Consider the following 20,249-nt stretch of genomic DNA (forward strand, 5'->3'; position numbering starts at 1 on the left):
GCGTCAGACCGTCATGATCTCGGCTTCTTTCGTTGTGACGAACTTGTCGATTTCGGCGACGAACTTGTCCGTCAGCTTCTGGACGTCGTCACCGGCACGACGCTCGTCGTCTTCCGAGATTTCCTTGTCCTTGACGAGCTTCTTCAGTTGCTCGTTGGCGTCGCGGCGCAGGTTGCGCACGGCCACCTTGGCCGTTTCGGCTTCGCTGCGAACGACCTTGGTCAGCTCGCGGCGACGCTCTTCGGTCAACGCTGGCATCGGTACGCGGATCACATCGCCATGGGTAGCTGGGTTCAGACCGAGATCCGACTCGCGGATCGCCTTTTCGACGACCTGGACCATCTTCTTTTCCCACGGCTGCACGCCGATCGTGCGCGCGTCGATCAGCGTCAGGTTCGCGACCTGCGAAATCGGCACCGGCGAGCCATAGTAGTCGCACTGGATATGATCGAGCAGGCCCGTGTGCGCACGGCCCGTGCGGATCTTCGACAGGTCGTTCCTGAACGCGTCGATGGAGCGCTGCATCTTCTGTTCAGCGCCCTTCCTGATATCAGCCACAGACATTTTTAAACCTCCGAACCTTCAAAACGGTGCGAGCCGCCCGGCACGCGCGATGCGGCGGCCCGGGCTCGCGTCAAAGCCCACGTAATGTAAACGAAGTTTACACGTGGACGAGGGTGCCCTCGTCCTCGCCTAGCACGATGCGCTTGAGCGCACCGGGTTTGACGATCGAAAACACGCGGATCGGCAGCTTCTGGTCGCGGCACAGAGCGAAAGCCGTCGCGTCCATCACCTGCAGATTGCGGCCGATTGCCTCATCGAAGCTGATCGTGCTGTAGCGGGTCGCGCTCGAATCCTTCTTCGGATCGGCCGAATAGACGCCGTCCACCTTGGTCGCCTTCAGCACCACTTCCGCGCCGATTTCCGCGCCGCGCAATGCAGCGGCCGTGTCGGTCGTGAAGAACGGGTTGCCGGTGCCGGCCGCGAAGATCACGACCTTGCCTTCCTCGAGCTGGCGGATCGCGCGGGGCCGGATGTACGGCTCGACGACCTGGTCCATGCGCAGCGCCGATTGCACGCGCGCCTCGATGCCGGCGTGACGCATCGCGTCCTGCAGCGCCAGCGCGTTCATCATCGTGGCGAGCATACCCATGTAGTCGGCCGTTGCGCGGTCCATACCCGCCGCACCGCCCGCGACGCCGCGAAAAATATTGCCGCCGCCGATCACCACGGCCAGTTGCGTTCCGAGACGGACCACTTCGGCCACGTCCGCCACCATTCGTTCGATGGTTCCGCGATTGATGCCGAAGGCATCGTCGCCCATCAGAGCTTCACCGGAGAGTTTGAGCAGGACGCGTTTATAGGCAGTGGGCATAGGGGTATCCAGATCGCGCAGAACAGGGCAACAACAAGGGACTAATGTAGGGGTGAAATGCTGATTCGGGCAAGCACCGCCAAATTGGCGAACCCTGAGGTTCGCCAGCGGCGGCCGCGCGGCGAGGGTCAACTCGTGCGCGGCCTTGCGGCGCCGCCGACCGCGGCGAGGTCTTGCCTCGCCGCGGGTCCAAACGGTACGGCGGTGAAGCTTAGGTAACGCTTATTGTTGCTTTGCAGCAGCGACCTGGGCGGCCACTTCCGCTGCGAAGTCGTCCTGCTTCTTCTCGATGCCTTCGCCGACCACGAACAGCGCGAACTTCTGCACGCTCGAGTTGCCCGCCTTCAGCATCTGCTCGATCGTCTGCTTGTCGTTCTTCACGAACGTCTGGTTCAGCAGCGACACTTCCTTCAGGTACTTCTGCACGGTGCCGTCGACCATCTTGGCAACGATTTCAGCCGGCTTGCCCGATTCGGCGGCCTTCTGTTCAGCGATGCTGCGTTCCTTGGCGATCAGGTCCGCCGGCACGTCGTCCGACGACAGCGAGACCGGCTTCATCGCAGCGATGTGCATCGCCACGTCCTTGCCGACCTGTTCGTCCGCGCCGGTGTACTCGACCAGCACACCGATGCGCGTGCCGTGCAGGTACGCCGCCAGCTTGTTCGCGGTGTCGAAGCGCACGAAACGGCGGATCGACAGGTTTTCGCCGATCTTGCCGACCAGCGCGAGGCGCACTGCGTCGACGGTTTGGCCGTCGAGCGGCAGGGCTGACAGCGCCGCGACGTCAGCCGGGTTTTGCGTCGCGACGAGTTCGGCGATCTTCTTCGAGAACGCGAGGAAGTCGTCGTTCTTCGAGACGAAGTCGGTTTCGCAGTTCAGCTCGACGAGCGAACCAGCGTTGCCGTTGATGAACGATGCGACGACGCCTTCGGCCGTCACGCGCGATGCCGCCTTGCTCGCCTTGTTGCCGAGCTTCACGCGCAGCAGTTCTTCAGCGCGCGCCAGATCGCCGTCGGCTTCCGTCAGCGCCTTCTTGCATTCCATCATCGGCGCGTCGGTCTTCGCGCGCAGTTCTGCAACCATGCTTGCGGTAATTGCCGCCATCATTTGCTCCTTGAGTTCTGTCTGTCACACGCCGCCCGCATTTCGATGCCGGCGGCAGGAATTCGTTTCAGCGTTTTCGCGCATTTTTTGCGAGCGACGCGCCCGCGTCGCCTCGAGCACTCTGCCAGATGCCCGTTACAACAACTGTCATAGACATCGCGACTTAAAAAAAGGGGGCCTGTAGAAAGCCCCCTTTTATGCCGGACACTGGGCAGCCTTACGCTTCCGGGTTGACCTCGACGAACTCGTCGCCATCGCCGCCACGCGCAGCCTGGACCACTTCGTTGACCGCGTTGGCACGGCCTTCGAGGATCGCATCGGCCACGCCAGCCGCGTACAGGGCGACGGCCTTGCTGGCGTCGTCGTTACCCGGGATCACGTAGTCCACACCTTCCGGCGAGTGGTTCGTATCGACCACGGCGATGACCGGAATGCCGAGCTTGTTTGCTTCGGTCACGGCAATCTTGTGGTAGCCGACGTCAACCACGAAGATCGCGTCCGGAATGCCGCCCATGTCCTTCACGCCGCCGATCGACTTCTGCAGCTTGGCCATTTCACGTTCGAACAGAAGCGCTTCCTTCTTGCTCATGCGCTCGGTTTCACCGGCTTCCAGCGCCGCTTCCATGTCCTTCAGGCGCTTGATCGAAACCTTCAGCGTCTTGAAGTTGGTCAGCATGCCGCCGAGCCAGCGCGCGTTCACGAACGGCATACCAGCGCGCTGCGCTTCCTGGGCGATCGTGTCACGCGATTGACGCTTCGTACCGACGAACAGGATCGTGCCGCGGTTCGATGCCAGCTGACGCGCGTACTTCAGCGCGTCGTTGTACATCGGCAGCGTCTTTTCGAGGTTGATGATGTGAATCTTGTTGCGATGACCGAAAATGAAGGGGGCCATCTTCGGGTTCCAGAAGCGGGTCTGGTGACCGAAGTGGACACCTGCTTCCAGCATTTGACGCATCGTAACTGCCATGAAATTCTCCACGAGGGTTGGGTCTTAAACCGGCTGCCGTATCGGCCGCGCCCGCCTCTACCTTGGCTGGAACGCGACGACACCCTGGGTGCGCCGGCTTGCGAATTGGTTGCCTGACACGACTTTCTCTCACTCACGACACCCAACAACCGGAGTGCCGCGAGAAGCCGTTCCGCCCAGCTGCCATGCGCGAATTTGCGGACTCGCGAACAAAAGCGGACTAGGATCGACTTAGCCAAAGATTATAGCACGCGAGGACCGGCTGACTCAACCGGCCCGACCACCGGCCGATGGTCCTACGCACGGGACCGCGCCGCCGGGCCCGAAGCCCGGCCTGGCGTCCTTTGGGCCGCCAATTTGCCGATTCTGGCGCTTTTCGCCCATTGCCGCCCGATCCAGCGCAACGACCCGGCCCCCACTGCTGTAAAATGGCTCGATTCCGCCACGCGCGGGGGGCATTAAGGATCGACCGGCATTCCGTGCCCGGCAGACGCCCCTCCGCCCGGCCACCGCAACACCCAGCAGGCCTTATCCAGCAAGGCTTCCGAGGAAACCATGGCTATCACCATCAAAAACGAAGACGATATCGCGAAGATGCGCGTCGCCTGCCGGCTCGCGAGCGAAGTGCTCGACTACATCACGCCGTTCGTCAAGGCCGGCGTCACCACTGGCGAGCTCGACCGTCTGTGTCACGAATACATGCTGAAGGACCAGGGCACGGTCCCCGCGCCGCTGAATTACCAGCCGCCCGGCTACCCGCCCTACCCGAAAGCCACCTGCATTTCCGTCAACGACGTGATCTGCCACGGCATTCCGGGCGACAAGGCACTCAAAACCGGCGACGCGCTGAACATCGACATCACCGTGATCAAGGACGGCTATTTCGGCGACACGAGCCGCATGTTCATCGTCGGCGAAGGGTCGATCATGGCAAAGCGCCTCGTGCAAGCCACTTTCGAATGCATGTGGCTCGGCATCGACCAGGTGCGACCCGGCGCGCATCTCGGCGACATCGGCTATGCGATCCAGAAGCACGCCGAAGGCCTCGGCTACAGCGTGGTGCGCGAATATTGCGGACACGGCATCGGCACCGTATTCCACGAAGATCCGCAGATCCTGCACTACGGTCGCCCCGGCACCGGGTTCGAACTGCAGGCCGGTATGATCTTCACGATCGAGCCGATGATCAACGCCGGCCGCCGTGACATCCGCACGATGCCCGACCAGTGGACCGTCAAGACCAAGGACCGCAGCCTGTCCGCGCAGTGGGAGCACACGGTGCTCGTCACCGAGACCGGCCACGACGTGCTGACCGTGTCGGCCGGCACGCCGGCGCGTCCGCCCGTGGTCGCGGCCACGGCCTGACCGATTCCGACCACACCGCCTTCCTGCCAATGAGTAGCGTTCCAGCCGTCGCCCCCTCCCATGCCTCGTCGCTCAAGGCGGACTACAAAGTGGCCAAAGCCCAGTTGCTGGAACGCTTCCGAACGTCCACCAACGTCGACGCGTTGATGGCCGCCCTCGCGCGCGCCACGGACCATTCGCTGCGCGCCGCCTGGGACACCTGCGAGCTGCCCGACGACCTCGCGCTGGTCGCGGTTGGCGGCTATGGGCGCGGCGAACTCGCGCCGCACTCCGACATCGACATCCTGGTGCTGTTGCCCGACGCGCGGCTCGAGCATCTGGACGCGCGCATCGAGCGCTTCATCAGTCTCGCGTGGGATCTCGGGCTGGAACTCGGCAGCAGCGTGCGCAGCGTGTCGCAATGCATCGAGGAAGCGGCCAACGACGTCACGGTGCGTACCTCGCTGCTGGAAGCGCGCCGCATCACCGGCAGCACCGCACTGTTCGACGATTTCGCCCGGCGCTACCGTGCGGCGCTCGACCCGAAGGCGTTCTTCCAGGCGAAGGTGCTCGAAATGCGCCAGCGTCACGCGAAGTTTCAGGACACGCCCTACGCGCTCGAGCCGAACATCAAGGAAAGCCCGGGCGGGCTGCGCGACCTGCAGCTGATCCTGTGGATCACACAGGCGGCCGGCTTCGGCAGCAGCTGGCGCGAACTCGAAGCACGCGGACTCATCACCGAGCGCGAGGCGCGCGAGCTGCGCCACAACGAAGGCTTCCTGAAGTCGCTGCGTGCGCGGCTGCACGTGATCGCCGGGCGCCGCCAGGACATCCTGGTGTTCGACCTGCAGACGCCGGTCGCGGAAAGCTTCGGCCTCAAGCCGACCGCGACCAAGCGCGCGAGCGAGCAGCTGATGCGCCGCTACTACTGGGCCGCGAAAGCGGTCACGCAACTCGCGACGATCCTGATCCAGAACATCGAGGCGCAGCTGTTTCCGAGCACGAGCGGCATCACGCGCGTGCTGTCGGATCGCTTCGTCGAAAAGCAGGGCATGCTCGAAATCGCCTCCGACGACGTGTTCCAGCGCGAGCCGAATGCAATCCTCGAGGCGTTCCTGCTATACGAGCGCACCCCCGGCGTGAAGGGACTGTCGGCGCGCACGCTGCGCGCGATCTACAACGCCCGCGACGTGATGGACCAGCACTGGCGGCGCGATCCGGAAAATCGCCGGCTCTTCATGGAAATCCTGAAGCAGCCGGCCGGTATCACGCATGCGTTCCGGTTGATGAACCAGACGAGCGTGCTCGGGCGTTATCTGCTGAATTTCCGGCGCATCGTCGGGCAGATGCAGCACGACCTGTACCACGTGTTCACGGTCGATCAGCACATCCTGATGGTGCTGCGCAATCTGCGCCGCTTCGCGGTCGCCGAGCATGCGCACGAATACCCGTTCTGCAGCCAGTTGATCGTCAACTTCGACCGGCCGTGGGTGCTGTACGTGGCCGCGCTGTTTCATGACATCGCGAAGGGCCGCGGCGGCGATCATTCCACGCTGGGCATGGCCGACGCACGGCGCTTCTGCCGCCAGCACGGCATCGAAGGCGAGGATGGCGAGCTGGTCGTGTGGCTCGTGCAGCAGCATCTGACGATGAGCCAGGTCGCGCAGAAGCAGGACACGAGCGACCCTGAAGTGATCAAGCGCTTCGCCGAGCTGGTCGGCACCGAGCGCCGCCTGACCGCGCTCTATCTGCTGACCGTCGCCGACATCCGCGGCACCAGCCCGAAGGTCTGGAACACGTGGAAAGGCAAGCTGCTCGAAGACCTCTACCGGACCACGCTCGCCGTGCTTGGCGGTGCCCAGCCGGACGCGCATTCCGAGCTGAAGTCGCGCCAGGAAGAGGCGCTCGCGCTGCTGCGTCTCGAAACCGTGCCGGAAGGCGCGCAACGGGCGCTGTGGGACAAGCTGGACGTCGGCTATTTCCTGCGTCACGACGCGGCGGACATCGCGTGGCAGACGCGCGTGCTGTACCGCCACGTCGAAACGCCGACGCCGCTCGTACGCGCGCGGCCGTCGCCGATCGGCGAGGCGCTGCAGGTGCTCGTCTACGTGAAGGACCAGCCCGATCTGTTCGCGGGCATCTGCGCGTATTTCGACCGCAACGGCCTGTCGGTGCTCGATGCGCGCGTCAGTACGACGCGTCACGGCTACGCGCTCGACAACTTCCTCGTCGCGCACACCGAAGAGGACGTGCACTATCGCGACATCGCCAATCTGGTCGAGCAGGAGCTGACCGCGCGCCTCGGGGGCCACGGCACCTTGCTGCCGGGACCGTCGAAGGGCCGGCTGTCACGGCTGTCGCGCACCTTCCCCATTACGCCGCGCGTCGACCTGCGGGCCGATGAGCGCGGCCAATACTACATCCTGTCCGTGTCGGCGAACGACCGGCCGGGTCTTCTTTATTCGATCGCGCGCGTGCTGGCTGAGCACCGGGTCGGCGTCGCCTCGGCGCGGATCAATACGCTCGGCGAACGCGTCGAGGACGTGTTTCTGCTCGAAGGACACAGCCTGTCGGACAACCGCCTGCAAATTCAGGTCGAGACCGAACTACTGCGCGCGATCGCAATGTGAGATTTCATGCGAATCAAATTAACAGCGAAGCATCCGCGGCCGGCGGCGTCCGAACGCGCCCCTGTCCGCCCCGGCAGCGCGTCGGCGCGTAAGCCGACCCGTCCAGCGCGGCCGAAGCCATTCGAGGCGGAGGCCGGCGCGAAGCGTGAAGGCGCGGCATCGACGGGTGGTGGCGCGAAGCGGCCGGTCGGTGCGAAGCCGGCGGGCGCCGGTGCACGCGCGCCGCGTGCCGAAGGGTCGGGCGTGCGCGAACGGGGCACGGCTGCCGCGGGCGCACCGCGCCGCTTCGAAGGTGCGGCTCAGCGAGGCGAGCGCGGAGAACGCGCGCCGCGTCGTTTTGAGGGCGGCGCCGAGCGTGGCGAACGGGCGCCTCGGCGCGAATTCGGCGAACGGACTGAACGCGCGCCGCGTCGTTTCGAAGGCAGCGCTGAGCGCGGTGAACGGGCGCCTCGACGCGATTTCGGCGAACGGACTGAACGCGCGCCGCGTCGTCTCGAAGGCAGCGCTGAGCGTGGCGAACGCGCTCCTCGACGCGAATTCGGCGAACGGACTGAACGCGCGCCGCGTCGTTTCGAAGGCAACGCTGAGCGTGGTGAACGCGGGCCTCGGCGCGATTTCGGCGAACGGACTGAACGCGCGCCGCGTCGTTTCGAAGGCAACGCTGAGCGTGGCGAACGCGGGCCTCGGCGCGAATTCGGCGAACGGACTGAACGCGCGCCGCGTCGTTTCGAAGGCAACGCTGAGCGTGGCGAACGCGCTCCTCGACGCGAATTCGGCGAACGGACTGAACGCGCGCCGCGTCGTTTCGAAGGCAACGCTGAGCGTGGTGAACGCGCTCCTCGACGCGAATTCGGCGAACGGACTGAACGCGCGCCGCGTCGTTTCGAAGGCAGCGCTGAGCGTGGCGAACGCGCTCCTCGGCGCGAATTCGGCGAGCGTGCAGAACGCGCACCCCGTCGTTTCGAGGGCAATGCGGAGCGCGGCGAGCGCGCAGCGCGCAGTTTTGGTGAGCGCGCACCGGGCCGCGACGCCGGCGAACGCCGTCCGTTCAGCGGTCCGCGCCCAGGCACGGGCAGGCCGCCGGAAGGCGGCGCGCGTGGCGATCGTCCGGTGCGCCGGGAGCGCGAGGCCGCCGACCGTCCGCGCTTCGGTAGCGATCGCGGTGAGCCGCAGGAGCGTCGCAGTGGCGATCGAGGCGCGCGCAGCGACAGCACCTCGCGCCGCTTCGAAAGCGAGCGTGGCGAGCGCAGCTTCGCGAAGCCGGCAAAAGGCGGCTACGGCGAACGCACCGAGCGTCGCGAGCGCCCTGCGCGCGGCTTCGACGACACGTTGCCGGCCGCGAACCGCCGCTTCGGCGACGATCGACCAGCCCGCGCCGCCAAGCCGCGAGCCTCGGCATCAGCAACCGCCCGCCCCGTCGACACCACCATCGACACTCCGCACCCGCCCCGCCGCGATCGCGAAGACGCGCCGGGCATGCTGCGTCTGTCGAAGCTGATGTCCAAGCTCGGCCTGTGCTCGCGTCGCGAGGCCGACGAATGGATCGAGAAAGGCTGGGTCATGGTCGACGGCGAGCGCGTCGATACGCTCGGCACGAAGGTGTTCCCGGATCAGCGCATCGACATCGACCCGGCCGCCGAAGCCTTTCAGTCGAGCCAGGTGACCGTGATCGTTCACAAGCCGGTCGGGCTCGTGTCGGGCCAGGCGGAGGACGGCTATCAGCCGGCCATCACGCTCGTCACGCCGGAGAATCGCTGGGAAGGCGACCGTTCGGGGATCCCCTTCTCGGCGTCGCATCTGCGCCAGCTCGCGCCGGCCGGGCGTCTCGACATCGATTCGACGGGCCTGCTCGTGCTGACGCAGGACGGCCGCATCGCGAAGCAACTGATCGGCGGTCACTCGGACGTGGACAAGGAGTATCTGGTGCGCGTCGCCTACGGCGATCACACGGTCGACGTCGAAAACCATTTCCCGGCCGAAAAACTCGCGCTGCTGCGCCACGGCCTGTCGCTCGACGACGTCGCGCTGAAGCCCGCGCAGGTCAGCTGGCAGAACGGCGAGCAGCTGCGTTTCGTGCTGCGCGAAGGCAAGAAGCGTCAGATTCGCCGCATGTGCGAACTGGTCGGTCTCGAGGTGGTGGGCCTGAAGCGTGTGCGCGTGGGCCAGGTGATGCTCGGCGCGCTGCCGCCGGGACAGTGGCGCTATCTGTCGGAAGACGAGTCGTTCTGAGGTCTGTCCAATGCGCCTCCTTGCTGAGAGCGGGCGCATCGGCACAACAAAAAACCCACGCACTTTGGCGTGGGTTTTTTGTTGGCGGCAGCTGTGTCAGTCGTCGCTATTCGTATCGAGATCCGGGAACAGGACCTCCGTAAAGCCGAACTTCGAGAAATCGGTAATCCGCATCGGATACAGCTTGCCGATCAGATGATCGCATTCGTGCTGCACAACCCGTGCGTGAAAACCCTCGGCGACCCGGTCGATCGGATTGCCGAACTGATCGAAGCCGTGATAACGGATCATCGAAAACCGGCTCACCACGCCGCGCAGCCCCGGCACCGACAGGCAACCTTCCCAGCTTTCTTCCATGTCCTGCGAGACCGGCGTGACGGTCGGGTTGATCAGCACCGTTTCGGGCACCGGCGGCGCGTCCGGATAGCGCTCGTTCGAACCGAAGCCGAAGATCACCACCTGCAGATCGACGCCGATCTGCGGCGCGGCGAGACCCGCGCCGTTCGCCGCGTGCATGGTCTCGAACATGTCTTCCACGAGCCGGTGCAGCTCGGGCGTGTCGAAGTGATCGACCGGCTCGGCGATTCGCAGCAGGCGCGGATCGCCCATCTTCAGAATGTCGTGAATCATCAGTGCCCCTCCAGGAGCTTGCGCATACCATCTTCGTCGAGTACGGGGATGCCGAGTTCCTCGGCCTTCGAAAGTTTGCTGCCCGCGTCGGCCCCCGCCACCACGTAACTGGTTTTCTTCGATACCGACCCCGCCACCTTCGCGCCGGCCGCCTCGAGCATATCCTTCGCGTCCTCGCGCGACAGGTTTGGCAGCGTACCGGTCAGCACGACCGTCTGCCCGGCCAGCACGCCCTGCGGCGCCTTCGGCGCTGGTGGCCCCTCGGGCCACGTGACCTTGCCCGGCGCGCGCAGCTGTTCGATCACCGTGCGGTTGTGGTCCTCGGCGAAGAACTGGTGGATCGATTCGGCGACGACCGGCCCCACGTCGTTGACTTCGAGCAGTTCCTCCAGCGACGCATCCATGATCGGATCGAGCGAGCCGAAGTGCTTCGCGAGATCCTTCGCGGTCGATTCGCCGACATGGCGAATCCCCAATGCGTAGATAAAGCGCGCGAGCGACGTGTGCCTGGCCTTGTCGAGCGAGTCGAGCAGGTTCTGCGCGGACTTTTCGGCGAAGCGGTCGAGTTCCGCGAGCGTCGTGAAGCCGAGATTGAACAGATCGGCCGGCGTGCGCACCAGGTTCTGTTCGACCAGTTGATCGATGATCTTCTCGCCGAGGCCGTCGATATCGAGCGCGCGCCGCTGCGCGAAGTGCCACAACGCCTGCTTGCGCTGCGCCGGACAGAAGAGCCCGCCCGTGCAGCGCGCGATCGCCTCGTCGGGCAGCCGCTCGATCGCCGAACCGCACACCGGGCACTGCGTCGGCATCACGAACTCGCGCGCGTCGGCCGGACGACGCTCGAGCAGCGCGCTGACCACCTCCGGAATCACGTCGCCGGCGCGCCGCACGATCACCGTGTCGCCGATGCGGATGTCCTTGCGGCGCACTTCATCCTCGTTGTGCAAGGTCGCGTTCGTGACCGTCGCGCCGCCGACGAACACCGGTTCCAGCCGCGCGACCGGCGTGATCGCGCCGGTGCGGCCGACCTGCACGTCGATCGCGACCAGCTTCGTCAGCGCTTCCTGCGCGGGGAATTTGTGCGCGAGCGCGAAGCGCGGCGCGCGCGACACGAAACCGAGCGCATCCTGCTCGTCGCGCCGGTTGACCTTGTAGACCACGCCGTCGATGTCGTAGGGGAGCCTGTCGCGCTTCTCGCCGACCGCGTGGAAGAAGCCGAGCAGGCCTTCGGCGCCCTGCACGACCGCGCGCTCGCCATTGACCGGCAAGCCCATCTCCTTGTACCAGTCGAGCAGTTCGCTATGGGTGGCCGGCATCTCGATGCCTTCGAGCACGCCGATGCCATACGCGAAAAACGACAGCGGCCGCTGCGCGGTGATCTTCGAATCGAGCTGCCGCAAGCTGCCCGCCGCCGCATTGCGCGGGTTCGCGAATTCGCGTTGTTCGGCGGTGCGCTGGCGTTCGTTCAGGCGCTCGAAATCGCGCTTGAACATCAGCACTTCGCCGCGCACGTCGAGCACGCGCGGCACGCGCTTACCCTTCAGCTTCAGCGGAATCGAGCGGATCGTGCGGACGTTTTCGGTGACGTTCTCGCCGGTCGTGCCGTCACCGCGCGTGGAGGCCTGCACGAACACGCCGTCGGCGTAGCGCAGCGAGATCGCGAGGCCGTCGAATTTCAGCTCGGCCGCGTAGTCGACAGGAACCGGCGGCTCGCTCGCGTTGTTGCCGAGCGCGTCGCCGATGCGCTTGTCGAACGCGACGATGTCTTCGTCGGCGAAACCGTTGTTCAACGACAGCATCGGCAGATCGTGCACGACCGGCTCGAAACCGCTCGCGGCCTCGCCGCCGACGCGCTGCGTCGGCGAGTCCGGCACGATCAGATCGGGATGCTCGGCCTCGATGCGCTCCAGCTCCTTGAACAGCTTGTCGTACTCGGCGTCCGGCAGGTCCGGTTGATCGAGCACGTAATACGCGTAGTTCGCGCGTTCGAGTTCCGCGCGCAACCACACGGCCCGCTCGGCCGGAGCGCTGGTTGCGGAAGGAGGGACGGAGGATCGGGCCATGCTGTCGGAAGCTTCTCGAGAAGAAAGTCGGACATCGGATTATCGCAGGAAGCGTGCCCCTTTACATCGCTGAATCGGGGCGGGCCGCGCTGCGACGCAAGCCGGAAACGACGACGGCCGCACATCGTGCGGCCGTCGTCAAAACGCGTAGAACGCTGCAAAAGGCTTACTGGCTGAACAGGCGCCGCGTGGCCGGCGAACCCGCCGGAATACCCGCCTGTTCGAGCTTCGCGTACAGCGTCATCAACTGTTTTTCGATCGCGAGCAGCGCGCTTTCCGGCAGCGGCCGGCGACCGTCGTCGACCACGCGTCCGCCGATGCGCTCGGCCAGCGACTTCGCGTAATCGCACATCAGCCGGAACGGCAGGATGTCTTCGTCGGCGACCGGCACGTCGAGCACCAGCGTGATCATCTCGCCGCCTTTGTACGTGAGGTCGTCGCGCAGGAAGTTGGTGTCGCCGAACTGCAGCATGAACACCGGGCTTTGCCGCGAGTCGAGCTTGACGAAGCGCGTGCCGTCGCGCGACAGCAGCAGACCGTCCTGCGACGCGACCGCCTGCACGTAGTTGGCCGACCACGGCGCGCCGTCCGACAGCACGTTGATCGACAACTGCGCGTCGCACTGGGCGGCAAAGCCGTCGAGCTCGCGCGCCATCGCGACGGTTTCGAGCATGTCGGGGAATTCCGGCGCCGCGTCGAGCGCATCGGCGAACTGCTGTACGCCGGTCACGAACTCGGAAAATTCGAGCTCGTTCAGCGCGCCGCTACGGTTCGCGAGCTGCGCGGCCGCGCGCAGCTCTTCATAGCGCGTGCCGTTCTGCAGCAGCTCCCACGAGCCGCCGCCTTCGGGTTTGCCTTCGATGTGCACGGGCTTGCTGCCCGCCCGACGCAAGCGCTGCGCAAGCGGAAGCACCTTGTCGCCGGCCACGGGGCCGTTCAGCCGGATCGGCACGATACAGTCGATGCGTCGATCGACGATCGCGGGCGGCGCCGACGAAATCGTCGTGGCGGCCGGCAGGATCGGTTCGACCCGCTCGTGCCCGGCGGAAGCGGGCTGGGCCGCGGGCGCTTCGGCCGTGGGCCGCTTCGCGTGCGCGCCCGGCGCCGCCGCAGGTTCGCCTTCGCCCACGGTATCGGCGTCCGCCGCTGGATAACCGTTCGGCGACGTCATCTCGGCCTGGATATCGGCCGGTGTATCGAGCGGTGCGGCGCCCGCGCCGAACGTCGGCTCGACGCGCGCCGCGGTCGGGTCCGCGGCCGCCTCGGCGCTCACGCTCGGCTCGCGCCGCGTGGTCGGCCGGGCCGGCTCGATGAACGGGCTCTGCTCCTCATGCTCGTCCCGCGCAAAGCTCTCGGCGGTATCGGCCGGCATCGGCCGCGGCATCTTGCGGCGCACCTTCGCGCCCTGCCACGCGTTGTACACGACCACGCCCCCCACCACCACGGCACCCGCGCCGATCAAACCGAGTGTCAACTCGTCCATGCATGCTCCATCAGCAATTCTTCTATCCGCGCGGGCCTGTCGTCCGCTCCACGTACCGCGCGGCGCTCATCGAGGCCGCTGCGCTGGATGCGGATGCCCGCGAAGGCGTTAACTCACACGATATTCTGGGCGAAACCCGCCGCCGTTTCCATGTCGACCGCGACGATCCGCGAGACGCCCTGCTCCTGCATCGTCACGCCGATCAGCTGCTGCGCCATCTCCATCGCGATCTTGTTGTGCGAAATGAACAGGAACTGGGTTTTGTCGGACATCGCCCGTACCAGATTCGCGAAACGCTCGGTGTTGGCGTCGTCGAGCGGTGCGTCCACTTCGTCGAGCAGACAGAACGGCGCGGGATTCAGCTGGAACATCGCGAACACGAGCGCGGTCGCGGTCAGCGCTTTCTCGCCGCCCGACAGCAGGTGAATCGTCGAATTCTTCTTGCCCGGCGGTTGCGCCATCACCTGCACGCCGGCGTCGAGAATTTCGTCGCCGGTCATGATCAGCTTCGCCTGGCCGCCGCCAAAGAGACGCGGGAACAGCTCGCCGAAATGACGGTTCACTTCGTCGAACGTACTTTGCAGCAGCGTGCGCGTTTCGGCGTCGATCTTGCGGATCGCGTCTTCGAGCGTTTCGATCGCGCTCGTCAGGTCGGCCGACTGCGAATCGAGGAAGCTCTTACGCTCGGTCGCGGCCTTCAGCTCGTCGAGCGCGGCCATGTTGACCGGCCCGAGCGCGGTGATCGCGTTGTTGATGCGCGTGACTTCGCCCTGCAGGTACGACGGCTTCATGTCCGCCGTCAGCTTGGCTTGCAGTTCGGCTTCATCGACACCGGCCGCGGCCAGCTGCTCGACGAACTGCTCGCCGCTGATGCGCGCGGCCTGCTCCTTCAACTGCAATTCATTGATGCGGTCGCGCAGCGGCTGCAGGGCGCGCTCGGCGGTGAGGCGCGTTTCGTCGGCCGAGCGCAGCTTCGCGGTCAGGTCGTCGAGTTCGACGCGCGCGGCGCGCAGCGCCTCTTCTTTCACGGCGCGGATGTCGAGCGCGTCCTGCAGCCCGGTGTGCGCGGTCTGCTCGTTGATCGTTTCCAGTTCGGCGCGCGCGTCTTCGAGCGCGCCCGCGACGCGCTCGCTCTGCTCATGCGCGACCTGGATGCTGCGCTTCAATTCGTCGATGCGGTTCGCCATGTTGCGCGCGGCGAAGCGCGCGTCGGTGGCGGCGCGGTCGAGCTCGCGTGCTTCGCCGCGGGCGGTCGTCAGTTCTTCGTCGAGTGCTTCGAACGCGAGCTGGTGATCTTCGAAGCGCGCCTGCAGTTCGGCGAGCTCGCCGTCGTGACGCTCGAAGTTCGCTTCCGACTCGGCGCGCAGCGCCCGCTGCTCGTCGATCTGCGCGGCGATCTCTTCGAGTTCCTCGCGAATCTGCGTGCTGCGCTGCGTGTAGCGTTCGTGTGCCTGGGTGAGCCTCAGCACGTCCATCTGCAACGCGTGCACCCGCTGCGTCGCGCGTTCGGCCTGCTGGCGCAGCTCGGCGAGCGCCTGCGCGGCTTGCGTGTGCGCGGCTTCGGCGCGGATCGCGGCGGCCTTCGCCTCGTCGGCGAGCAATGCCTGTGCGCGCACCTGGCGGCCGAGGTTTTCGATTTCCTGCTGACGCGCGAGCATGCCGGCCTGTTCGGAATCGGCCGCATACAGCTGTACGCCGACGCGCGTGACCACGTGCCCCGCCTTGACGACGAACGCGCCGCCCTCGGGCAGCTGCGCGCGCATCGAAAGCGCCTGCTGCAGATCGTCGGCGACGAAGGCGAGGCCGAGCCAGTCGGTCAGTACCGCGCGAATGCCCGCGTCCTCGATGCGCACGAGCGACAGCAGCGAGCGCAGCGCGCCCGCCGCCGGGGCAGGCTGACCAGCCGCGGGCGGCGCGTAGAACGCGAGCTTGGCCGGTGGCGCGTCGGTTGCGAACGCCTTGACCCAGTCGAGATTCGACACTTCGAGCGCGGCGAGGCGCTCGCGCAGCACCGCTTCGAGCGCGGCTTCCCAACCGGCCTCGACATGCAGTTTCTTCCACAGACGCGGCAGGCTGCCCAGCTCGTGCTTGTCGAGCCACGGCTGGATCTTGCCTTCGGTCTGCACGTTCTCCTGCAACTGCCTGAGCGCGGCGAGGCGCGCGTCGAGCTGATGGATCTGCGCGCTTTCGGCCTGCACGCGCTCCTGCGCGGCGCGGCGTTCACCGTCGAGCCGCGGCAGTGTTTCCTGCGCGTCGGCGAGGCGGCTCTGCGCGTCGTGAAGGATTTCCTCGTGCTCGGCGAGCTGCATGCGCAATTCTTCGAGCTGCGCCTCGTCGGGCGCGTCGAGGCCACCCTCTTCCGATTTCAGCCGCTCATGGCGCTGCTGCAGCTGCTGCAACTGCTGATCGGCATTGCGCTGATGCGCGGCTTCGAGCTTCAGCGCCTGCTCGGTCTGCGCGATGCCGCCGCGCTCGGTGTTCAGCTCCGCCTGAGCGTCGCGCCAGCGCGCTTCGAGGGCGGGCAGCGCATCGTGCTTCGCGGCGGCGTCCTCTTCGGCGAGCACGGCTTTTTCTTCAGCGACGGCCAGTTGCTCTTCAGCGTCGGCGATATCGTCCTGCGCCTTGTCGGCCTGCGATTGCCACTGCTCGCGCTGCGCGGTCAGCGCGGCGATCTGCGCCTGCACGCGGTTGCGCGATTCGACGATGAAGCGGATCTCGGCTTCCAGCCGGCTCACTTCCGCGTTCGCCTCGTACAGCGCGCCCTGCGCGCCTTGCATCGCGTCGCTCGCCGAATAGTGCGCGACGCGCAGCGTTTCGAGTTCCGCCTCGACTTCGCGCAGCTTCGCGGTTTGCGCCTCGAGGTCGATCTGCGCCTGCTCGATCGCGCGTTGCTGGCGCTGCTGCTCGCCGGCCGCCTCGTTCTTGCGCAGCAACCACAGCAGACGCTGCTTTTCCTCGCCGTCGCTTTGCAGCTCGCGATAACGGGTCGCGACGACCGCCTGCCCCTCGAGCTTCTCGAGATTCGAGCCGAGTTCGCGGACGATGTCCTCGACGCGCGTCAGGTTCTCGCGCGTGTCGTGCAGACGGTTCTCGGTCTCGCGGCGGCGCTCCTTGTACTTCGACACGCCGGCGGCTTCTTCGAGGAACACGCGCAGCTCTTCGGGCTTCGCCTCGATCAGCCGCGCGATCATGCCCTGCCCGATGATCGCGTACGCACGCGGCCCGAGGCCGGTGCCGAGGAAGATGTCCTGGATGTCGCGGCGCCGCGCCGGCAGATTGTTGATGTAGTAGCTCGACGTGCCGTCGCGCGTCAGCACGCGCTTCACGGCGATCTCCGCATACTGGCCCCACTGGCCGGCGGCGCGGCCGTCCGCGTTGTCGAACACGAGTTCGACGCTCGCGCGGCTACCGGGCTTGCGGGCGGTCGAGCCGTTGAAGATCACGTCCTGCATCGACTCGCCGCGCAATTCAGAGGCGCGCGATTCGCCGAGCACCCAGCGCACGGCGTCGATGATGTTGGATTTGCCGCACCCGTTCGGACCGACCACGCCAACCAACTGGCCTGGGACCTGGAAATGCGTGGGATCGACGAAGGATTTGAAACCAGCGAGTTTGATCGAGGTGAGCCGCACGGCGATTTCGCTGTTTGAAAAGAGAGAGTGATAGGTGGCTCGCGAGGTTGCGCCAGTCGTTCACCGCCGCAGCGGGACGGCCCCGCGCAACCTCGCGAGCCTTCGCAATTTGGTTGCCGGCTGCATGCCCTCATGCATATCTGAGGCACACGCAGGTACGCATGCGCCGGCTAATGAGGGGGAATCATACCATCGCGCGTGGACGATTCTTACTGCCCTTTCGGCGGTCGTCACTGTCGCCGTCAGGGCCGTGTTCGTCACCGCGTTGGTCGCCGCGTTTGCTACCGCATTGACCACCGCGTCCATCGTCGCCGCCGGGCCCCTCCGTGTCCCCGATGGCGGGATCGGGCGGCGCCAATTTCGTCCGATGCACCCAGCTCGACAAGGCCGACGCGAGCACGATGCACGCGCCGCCGGCCCATTCGCGCGGGCCCGGTACTTCGCCGGCGAACAGCCACGCCGACAGCGCCGTCACGACGAGTTCGAACAGCATGATGATCGACGCGCGATTGGCCCGCACGCGCGAGAGCCCGTATTGCACGAGCATGTTGTTCGACGCGAGCAGCAGACCGAGACCGAGCACCAGCAGCGCCGCCGTGCCCAGCTGCGCGCCGACGGGCGGCGCGGGCATCGGCTCGAACAGCGACGCGAGCGCGCCGAACAGCGCCGCGCCGCCGAAGATCACCGCGGTGCGCATTTCGGGCTTCATGTCCGGCAGCACGCGGCTCGTCTTCAGGATCAGCACGTTGCTCATCGCGAAGCCCATGCCGCCGGCGAGCCCGGCCCATTCGGCGGGATTGCCGGGTACCGGAATGCCGAGACGCGGTGACCATAGCATCGTCATCGCGCCCGCGAGCGACAGCGCGGCCAGCGCCGCGCCCGACCACGTGAGCCGCTCGTGCAGGATGAAATGCGCGAACAGCGCGGTCCACGCGGGCGTCAGATAGAACAGCAGCAGCACGCGCATCACCTGACCGTGGATCGCGCCCCACACGAAGCCGAGATTCGTGACGCCCGCGGCGAGCGCGAGCGCCGGCAGCAGCCAGTGCCACCGCACGGTCTTCAGCGCGCCATTCCGCACGAGCAGCACGAACAGGCAGCCGGTGCCGCTCGTGAGCGCGCTCGCGGCGGTGCCGGTCACCCCGAGCGCGGCCAGCATCCGCAGCGGATACCAGACCATCCCCCAGACCGACGCGCCCAGCATGATCGCGAGCGTCGGCCAGCCGTTGCGAAGCCAGTTGGTCATGGGGCGGGACTCCGACGGACGTCGTGGGCGGGTCGTATGAGGGTCCAGCCGGCCGTCTCCTGAACTGCTGCGTACATTGCTGCTCCTGCGTATTCTTTTACGCGAACCGTGGCGGATTTCGCGCCGTTCCCGCCGCGGCGCCCCGGTGTGCCGCCTAGCGGATTGCTCCCGCGCCGCGCGCCAGGCTCCCGCCTGGTCCGCGGGCGCGCCACGCTATAATCGTCCGTTCGCCGCCGCCCGCCGGCGCGCGTGCCCGGTTGTCCCGCCATTCGTCCGCGTCCATCCCGATCAGGCCATTTCGTCCGTGAATCCGCTACTCGACTCCCTTCAGCCCTATCCGTTCGAAAAGCTGCGCCTGCTTTTCAAGGACGTCACGCCGCCGGCCGGCCTTGCGCACATCAGCTTCGGCATCGGCGAGCCGAAACATCCAACCCCGCCGCTGATCCGCGACGCCGTCATCGATTCGCTCGGCGGCCTCGCCGCGTACCCGGCCACGCTCGGCTCGGCGCCGCTGCGCGAGTCGATCGCGAAATGGGTCGCGCAACGCTACGACCTGCCGCCGCTCGATCCGCTGACCGAGGTGCTGCCGGTGGCGGGCTCGCGCGAGGCGCTGTTCGCGCTCGCGCAGACGGTGCTCAATCCGCGCCGCGATGCTGACGGCGAGCCTGCGATCGTACTCTGTCCGAACCCGTTCTACCAAATCTACGAAGGCGCGGCGCTGCTCGGCGGCGCGCAGCCGTACTTCGTCAACAGCGACCCGGCGCGCAACTTCGCGTGCGACTACTCGGCGGTGCCCGCCGACGTGTGGGCCCGCACGCAACTGCTGTACGTCTGCTCGCCGGGCAACCCGACCGGCGCCGTGCTCACGCTCGACGACTGGCGCGAGCTGTTCGCGCTATCGGACCGCTACGGCTTCGTGATCGCTTCGGACGAGTGCTACTCGGAAATCTATTTCGACGAGTCGAAGCCGCCGCTCGGCGGACTGGAAGCCGCGCACAAGCTCGGACGCGGCTTCGAGCGCCTCGTGATGCTGTCGAGTCTGTCGAAGCGCTCGAACGTGCCGGGCATGCGCTCGGGCTTCGTCGCCGGCGACGCCGCGATTCTCAAGGCGTTCCTGCTGTACCGCACGTACCACGGCACGGCGCTGTCGACCGTGTTCCAGAGCGCGAGCGTGGTCGCATGGAGCGACGAGACACACGTGCGCGAGAACCGCGCGAAGTACCTGCGGAAGTTCACGACCGTCACGCCGATGCTCGCCGACGTGCTCGACGTGCGGCTGCCCGACGCCGCGTTCTACCTGTGGGCCAACGTCGAGCGCACCGGCCTCACGGACACCGAGTTCGCCCAGCGCCTCTACGCCGACTATAATGTGACGGTTCTGCCGGGCTCGTTCCTCGCGCGCACCGCGCACGGCGTGAACCCCGGCCGCAATTTCGTGCGCCTCGCGCTCGTCGCCGACGTCGACGAATGCACGGCGGGCGCGCAGCGGATCGTCGAATTCTGCCGCTCGCTCAGTGTCAACTGAGTGCAGCCTGAGCCTCGC

13 protein-coding genes are annotated in these 20,249 nt (G+C 66.5%); 4 read left to right on the forward strand and 9 right to left on the reverse strand.

The window, feature by feature from the left end; all coding sequences use genetic code 11:
• Positions 1-3 precede the first annotated feature (3 nt).
• From frr to rpsB, 4 genes are all read right to left on the reverse strand, one after another.
• A complete protein-coding gene (gene frr, locus OKW26_RS26665) occupies positions 4-564 on the reverse strand; it encodes a ribosome recycling factor (RefSeq protein ID WP_184049127.1) in 561 nt (186 codons plus the stop codon).
• 97 nt (positions 565-661) lie between these two features.
• A complete protein-coding gene (pyrH, locus tag OKW26_RS26670) occupies positions 662-1,375 on the reverse strand; it encodes a UMP kinase (RefSeq protein ID WP_090800588.1) in 714 nt (237 codons plus the stop codon).
• Between the two features lie 222 nt (positions 1,376-1,597).
• Positions 1,598-2,479, reverse strand: coding sequence for a translation elongation factor Ts (tsf, locus tag OKW26_RS26675; RefSeq protein WP_090800589.1), 882 nt, complete (start codon positions 2,477-2,479; stop codon positions 1,598-1,600).
• Positions 2,480-2,696: 217 nt separating this feature from the next.
• Entirely contained in the window at positions 2,697-3,449 is a 753-nt protein-coding gene (gene rpsB, locus OKW26_RS26680; RefSeq protein ID WP_013089705.1) for a 30S ribosomal protein S2, read from the reverse strand.
• A 555-nt stretch (positions 3,450-4,004) separates the two neighbouring features.
• On the opposite strand from rpsB, the gene map reads away from it, so the two are divergent.
• The 3 genes from map to OKW26_RS26695 are packed head-to-tail and all read left to right on the forward strand — an operon-like array spanning position 4,005 to position 9,652.
• Positions 4,005-4,814: a type I methionyl aminopeptidase gene (gene map / locus OKW26_RS26685; protein WP_184056903.1), complete on the forward strand. Its 810-nt coding sequence runs from the start codon at positions 4,005-4,007 to the stop codon at positions 4,812-4,814.
• Between the two features lie 29 nt (positions 4,815-4,843).
• Complete coding sequence (locus tag OKW26_RS26690) at positions 4,844-7,423, forward strand: [protein-PII] uridylyltransferase (protein WP_184056905.1); 2,580 nt, start codon at positions 4,844-4,846, stop codon at positions 7,421-7,423.
• Positions 7,424-7,429: 6 nt separating this feature from the next.
• Positions 7,430-9,652, forward strand: a complete 2,223-nt coding sequence (locus OKW26_RS26695) for a pseudouridine synthase (RefSeq protein ID WP_429355715.1) — start codon at positions 7,430-7,432, stop codon at positions 9,650-9,652.
• Positions 9,653-9,748: 96 nt separating this feature from the next.
• Here OKW26_RS26695 and def read toward each other — a convergent pair whose 3' ends face one another.
• The 5 genes from def to OKW26_RS26720 form a co-directional block, all read right to left on the reverse strand.
• A complete protein-coding gene (def, locus tag OKW26_RS26700; protein ID WP_090800596.1) occupies positions 9,749-10,282 on the reverse strand; it encodes a peptide deformylase in 534 nt (177 codons plus the stop codon).
• Positions 10,282-12,345: an NAD-dependent DNA ligase LigA gene (ligA, locus tag OKW26_RS26705; protein WP_184056909.1), complete on the reverse strand. Its 2,064-nt coding sequence runs from the start codon at positions 12,343-12,345 to the stop codon at positions 10,282-10,284. The genes def and ligA overlap by 1 nt, the downstream gene beginning before the upstream one ends.
• Positions 12,346-12,511: 166 nt before the next feature.
• Entirely contained in the window at positions 12,512-13,828 is a 1,317-nt protein-coding gene (locus OKW26_RS26710) for a cell division protein ZipA C-terminal FtsZ-binding domain-containing protein (RefSeq protein WP_429355716.1), read from the reverse strand.
• Positions 13,829-13,941: 113 nt separating this feature from the next.
• Positions 13,942-17,460, reverse strand: coding sequence for a chromosome segregation protein SMC (gene smc, locus OKW26_RS26715; protein ID WP_429355717.1), 3,519 nt, complete (start codon positions 17,458-17,460; stop codon positions 13,942-13,944).
• Positions 17,461-17,644: 184 nt separating this feature from the next.
• The gene (locus OKW26_RS26720) at positions 17,645-18,706 is read right to left on the reverse strand and encodes a DMT family transporter (protein ID WP_429355718.1); all 1,062 of its coding nucleotides are present in this window, start codon (positions 18,704-18,706) and stop codon (positions 17,645-17,647) included.
• Positions 18,707-19,010: 304 nt separating this feature from the next.
• Between OKW26_RS26720 and dapC the strand changes: the two genes are divergently transcribed.
• Complete coding sequence (gene dapC, locus OKW26_RS26725) at positions 19,011-20,231, forward strand: succinyldiaminopimelate transaminase (RefSeq protein ID WP_429355719.1); 1,221 nt, start codon at positions 19,011-19,013, stop codon at positions 20,229-20,231.
• The last annotated feature ends 18 nt before the right edge of the window (positions 20,232-20,249 follow it).

It is taken from the genome of Paraburkholderia sp. 32 (genome assembly GCF_050435345.1).
GTDB lineage: Bacteria > Pseudomonadota > Gammaproteobacteria > Burkholderiales > Burkholderiaceae > Paraburkholderia > Paraburkholderia tuberum.

Coding starts and splice junctions, on each gene's coding strand:
- def (WP_090800596.1), bottom strand. CDS start 10,282: ATGATTCACGACATTCTGAAGATGGGCGATCCGCGCCTGCTGCGAATC.
- pyrH (WP_090800588.1), bottom strand. CDS start 1,375: ATGCCCACTGCCTATAAACGCGTCCTGCTCAAACTCTCCGGTGAAGCT.
- frr (WP_184049127.1), bottom strand. CDS start 564: ATGTCTGTGGCTGATATCAGGAAGGGCGCTGAACAGAAGATGCAGCGC.
- OKW26_RS26720 (WP_429355718.1), bottom strand. CDS start 18,706: ATGACCAACTGGCTTCGCAACGGCTGGCCGACGCTCGCGATCATGCTG.
- map (WP_184056903.1), top strand. CDS start 4,005: ATGGCTATCACCATCAAAAACGAAGACGATATCGCGAAGATGCGCGTC.
- OKW26_RS26690 (WP_184056905.1), top strand. CDS start 4,844: ATGAGTAGCGTTCCAGCCGTCGCCCCCTCCCATGCCTCGTCGCTCAAG.
- ligA (WP_184056909.1), bottom strand. CDS start 12,345: ATGGCCCGATCCTCCGTCCCTCCTTCCGCAACCAGCGCTCCGGCCGAG.
- OKW26_RS26695 (WP_429355715.1), top strand. CDS start 7,430: ATGCGAATCAAATTAACAGCGAAGCATCCGCGGCCGGCGGCGTCCGAA.
- OKW26_RS26710 (WP_429355716.1), bottom strand. CDS start 13,828: ATGGACGAGTTGACACTCGGTTTGATCGGCGCGGGTGCCGTGGTGGTG.
- rpsB (WP_013089705.1), bottom strand. CDS start 3,449: ATGGCAGTTACGATGCGTCAAATGCTGGAAGCAGGTGTCCACTTCGGT.
- tsf (WP_090800589.1), bottom strand. CDS start 2,479: ATGGCGGCAATTACCGCAAGCATGGTTGCAGAACTGCGCGCGAAGACC.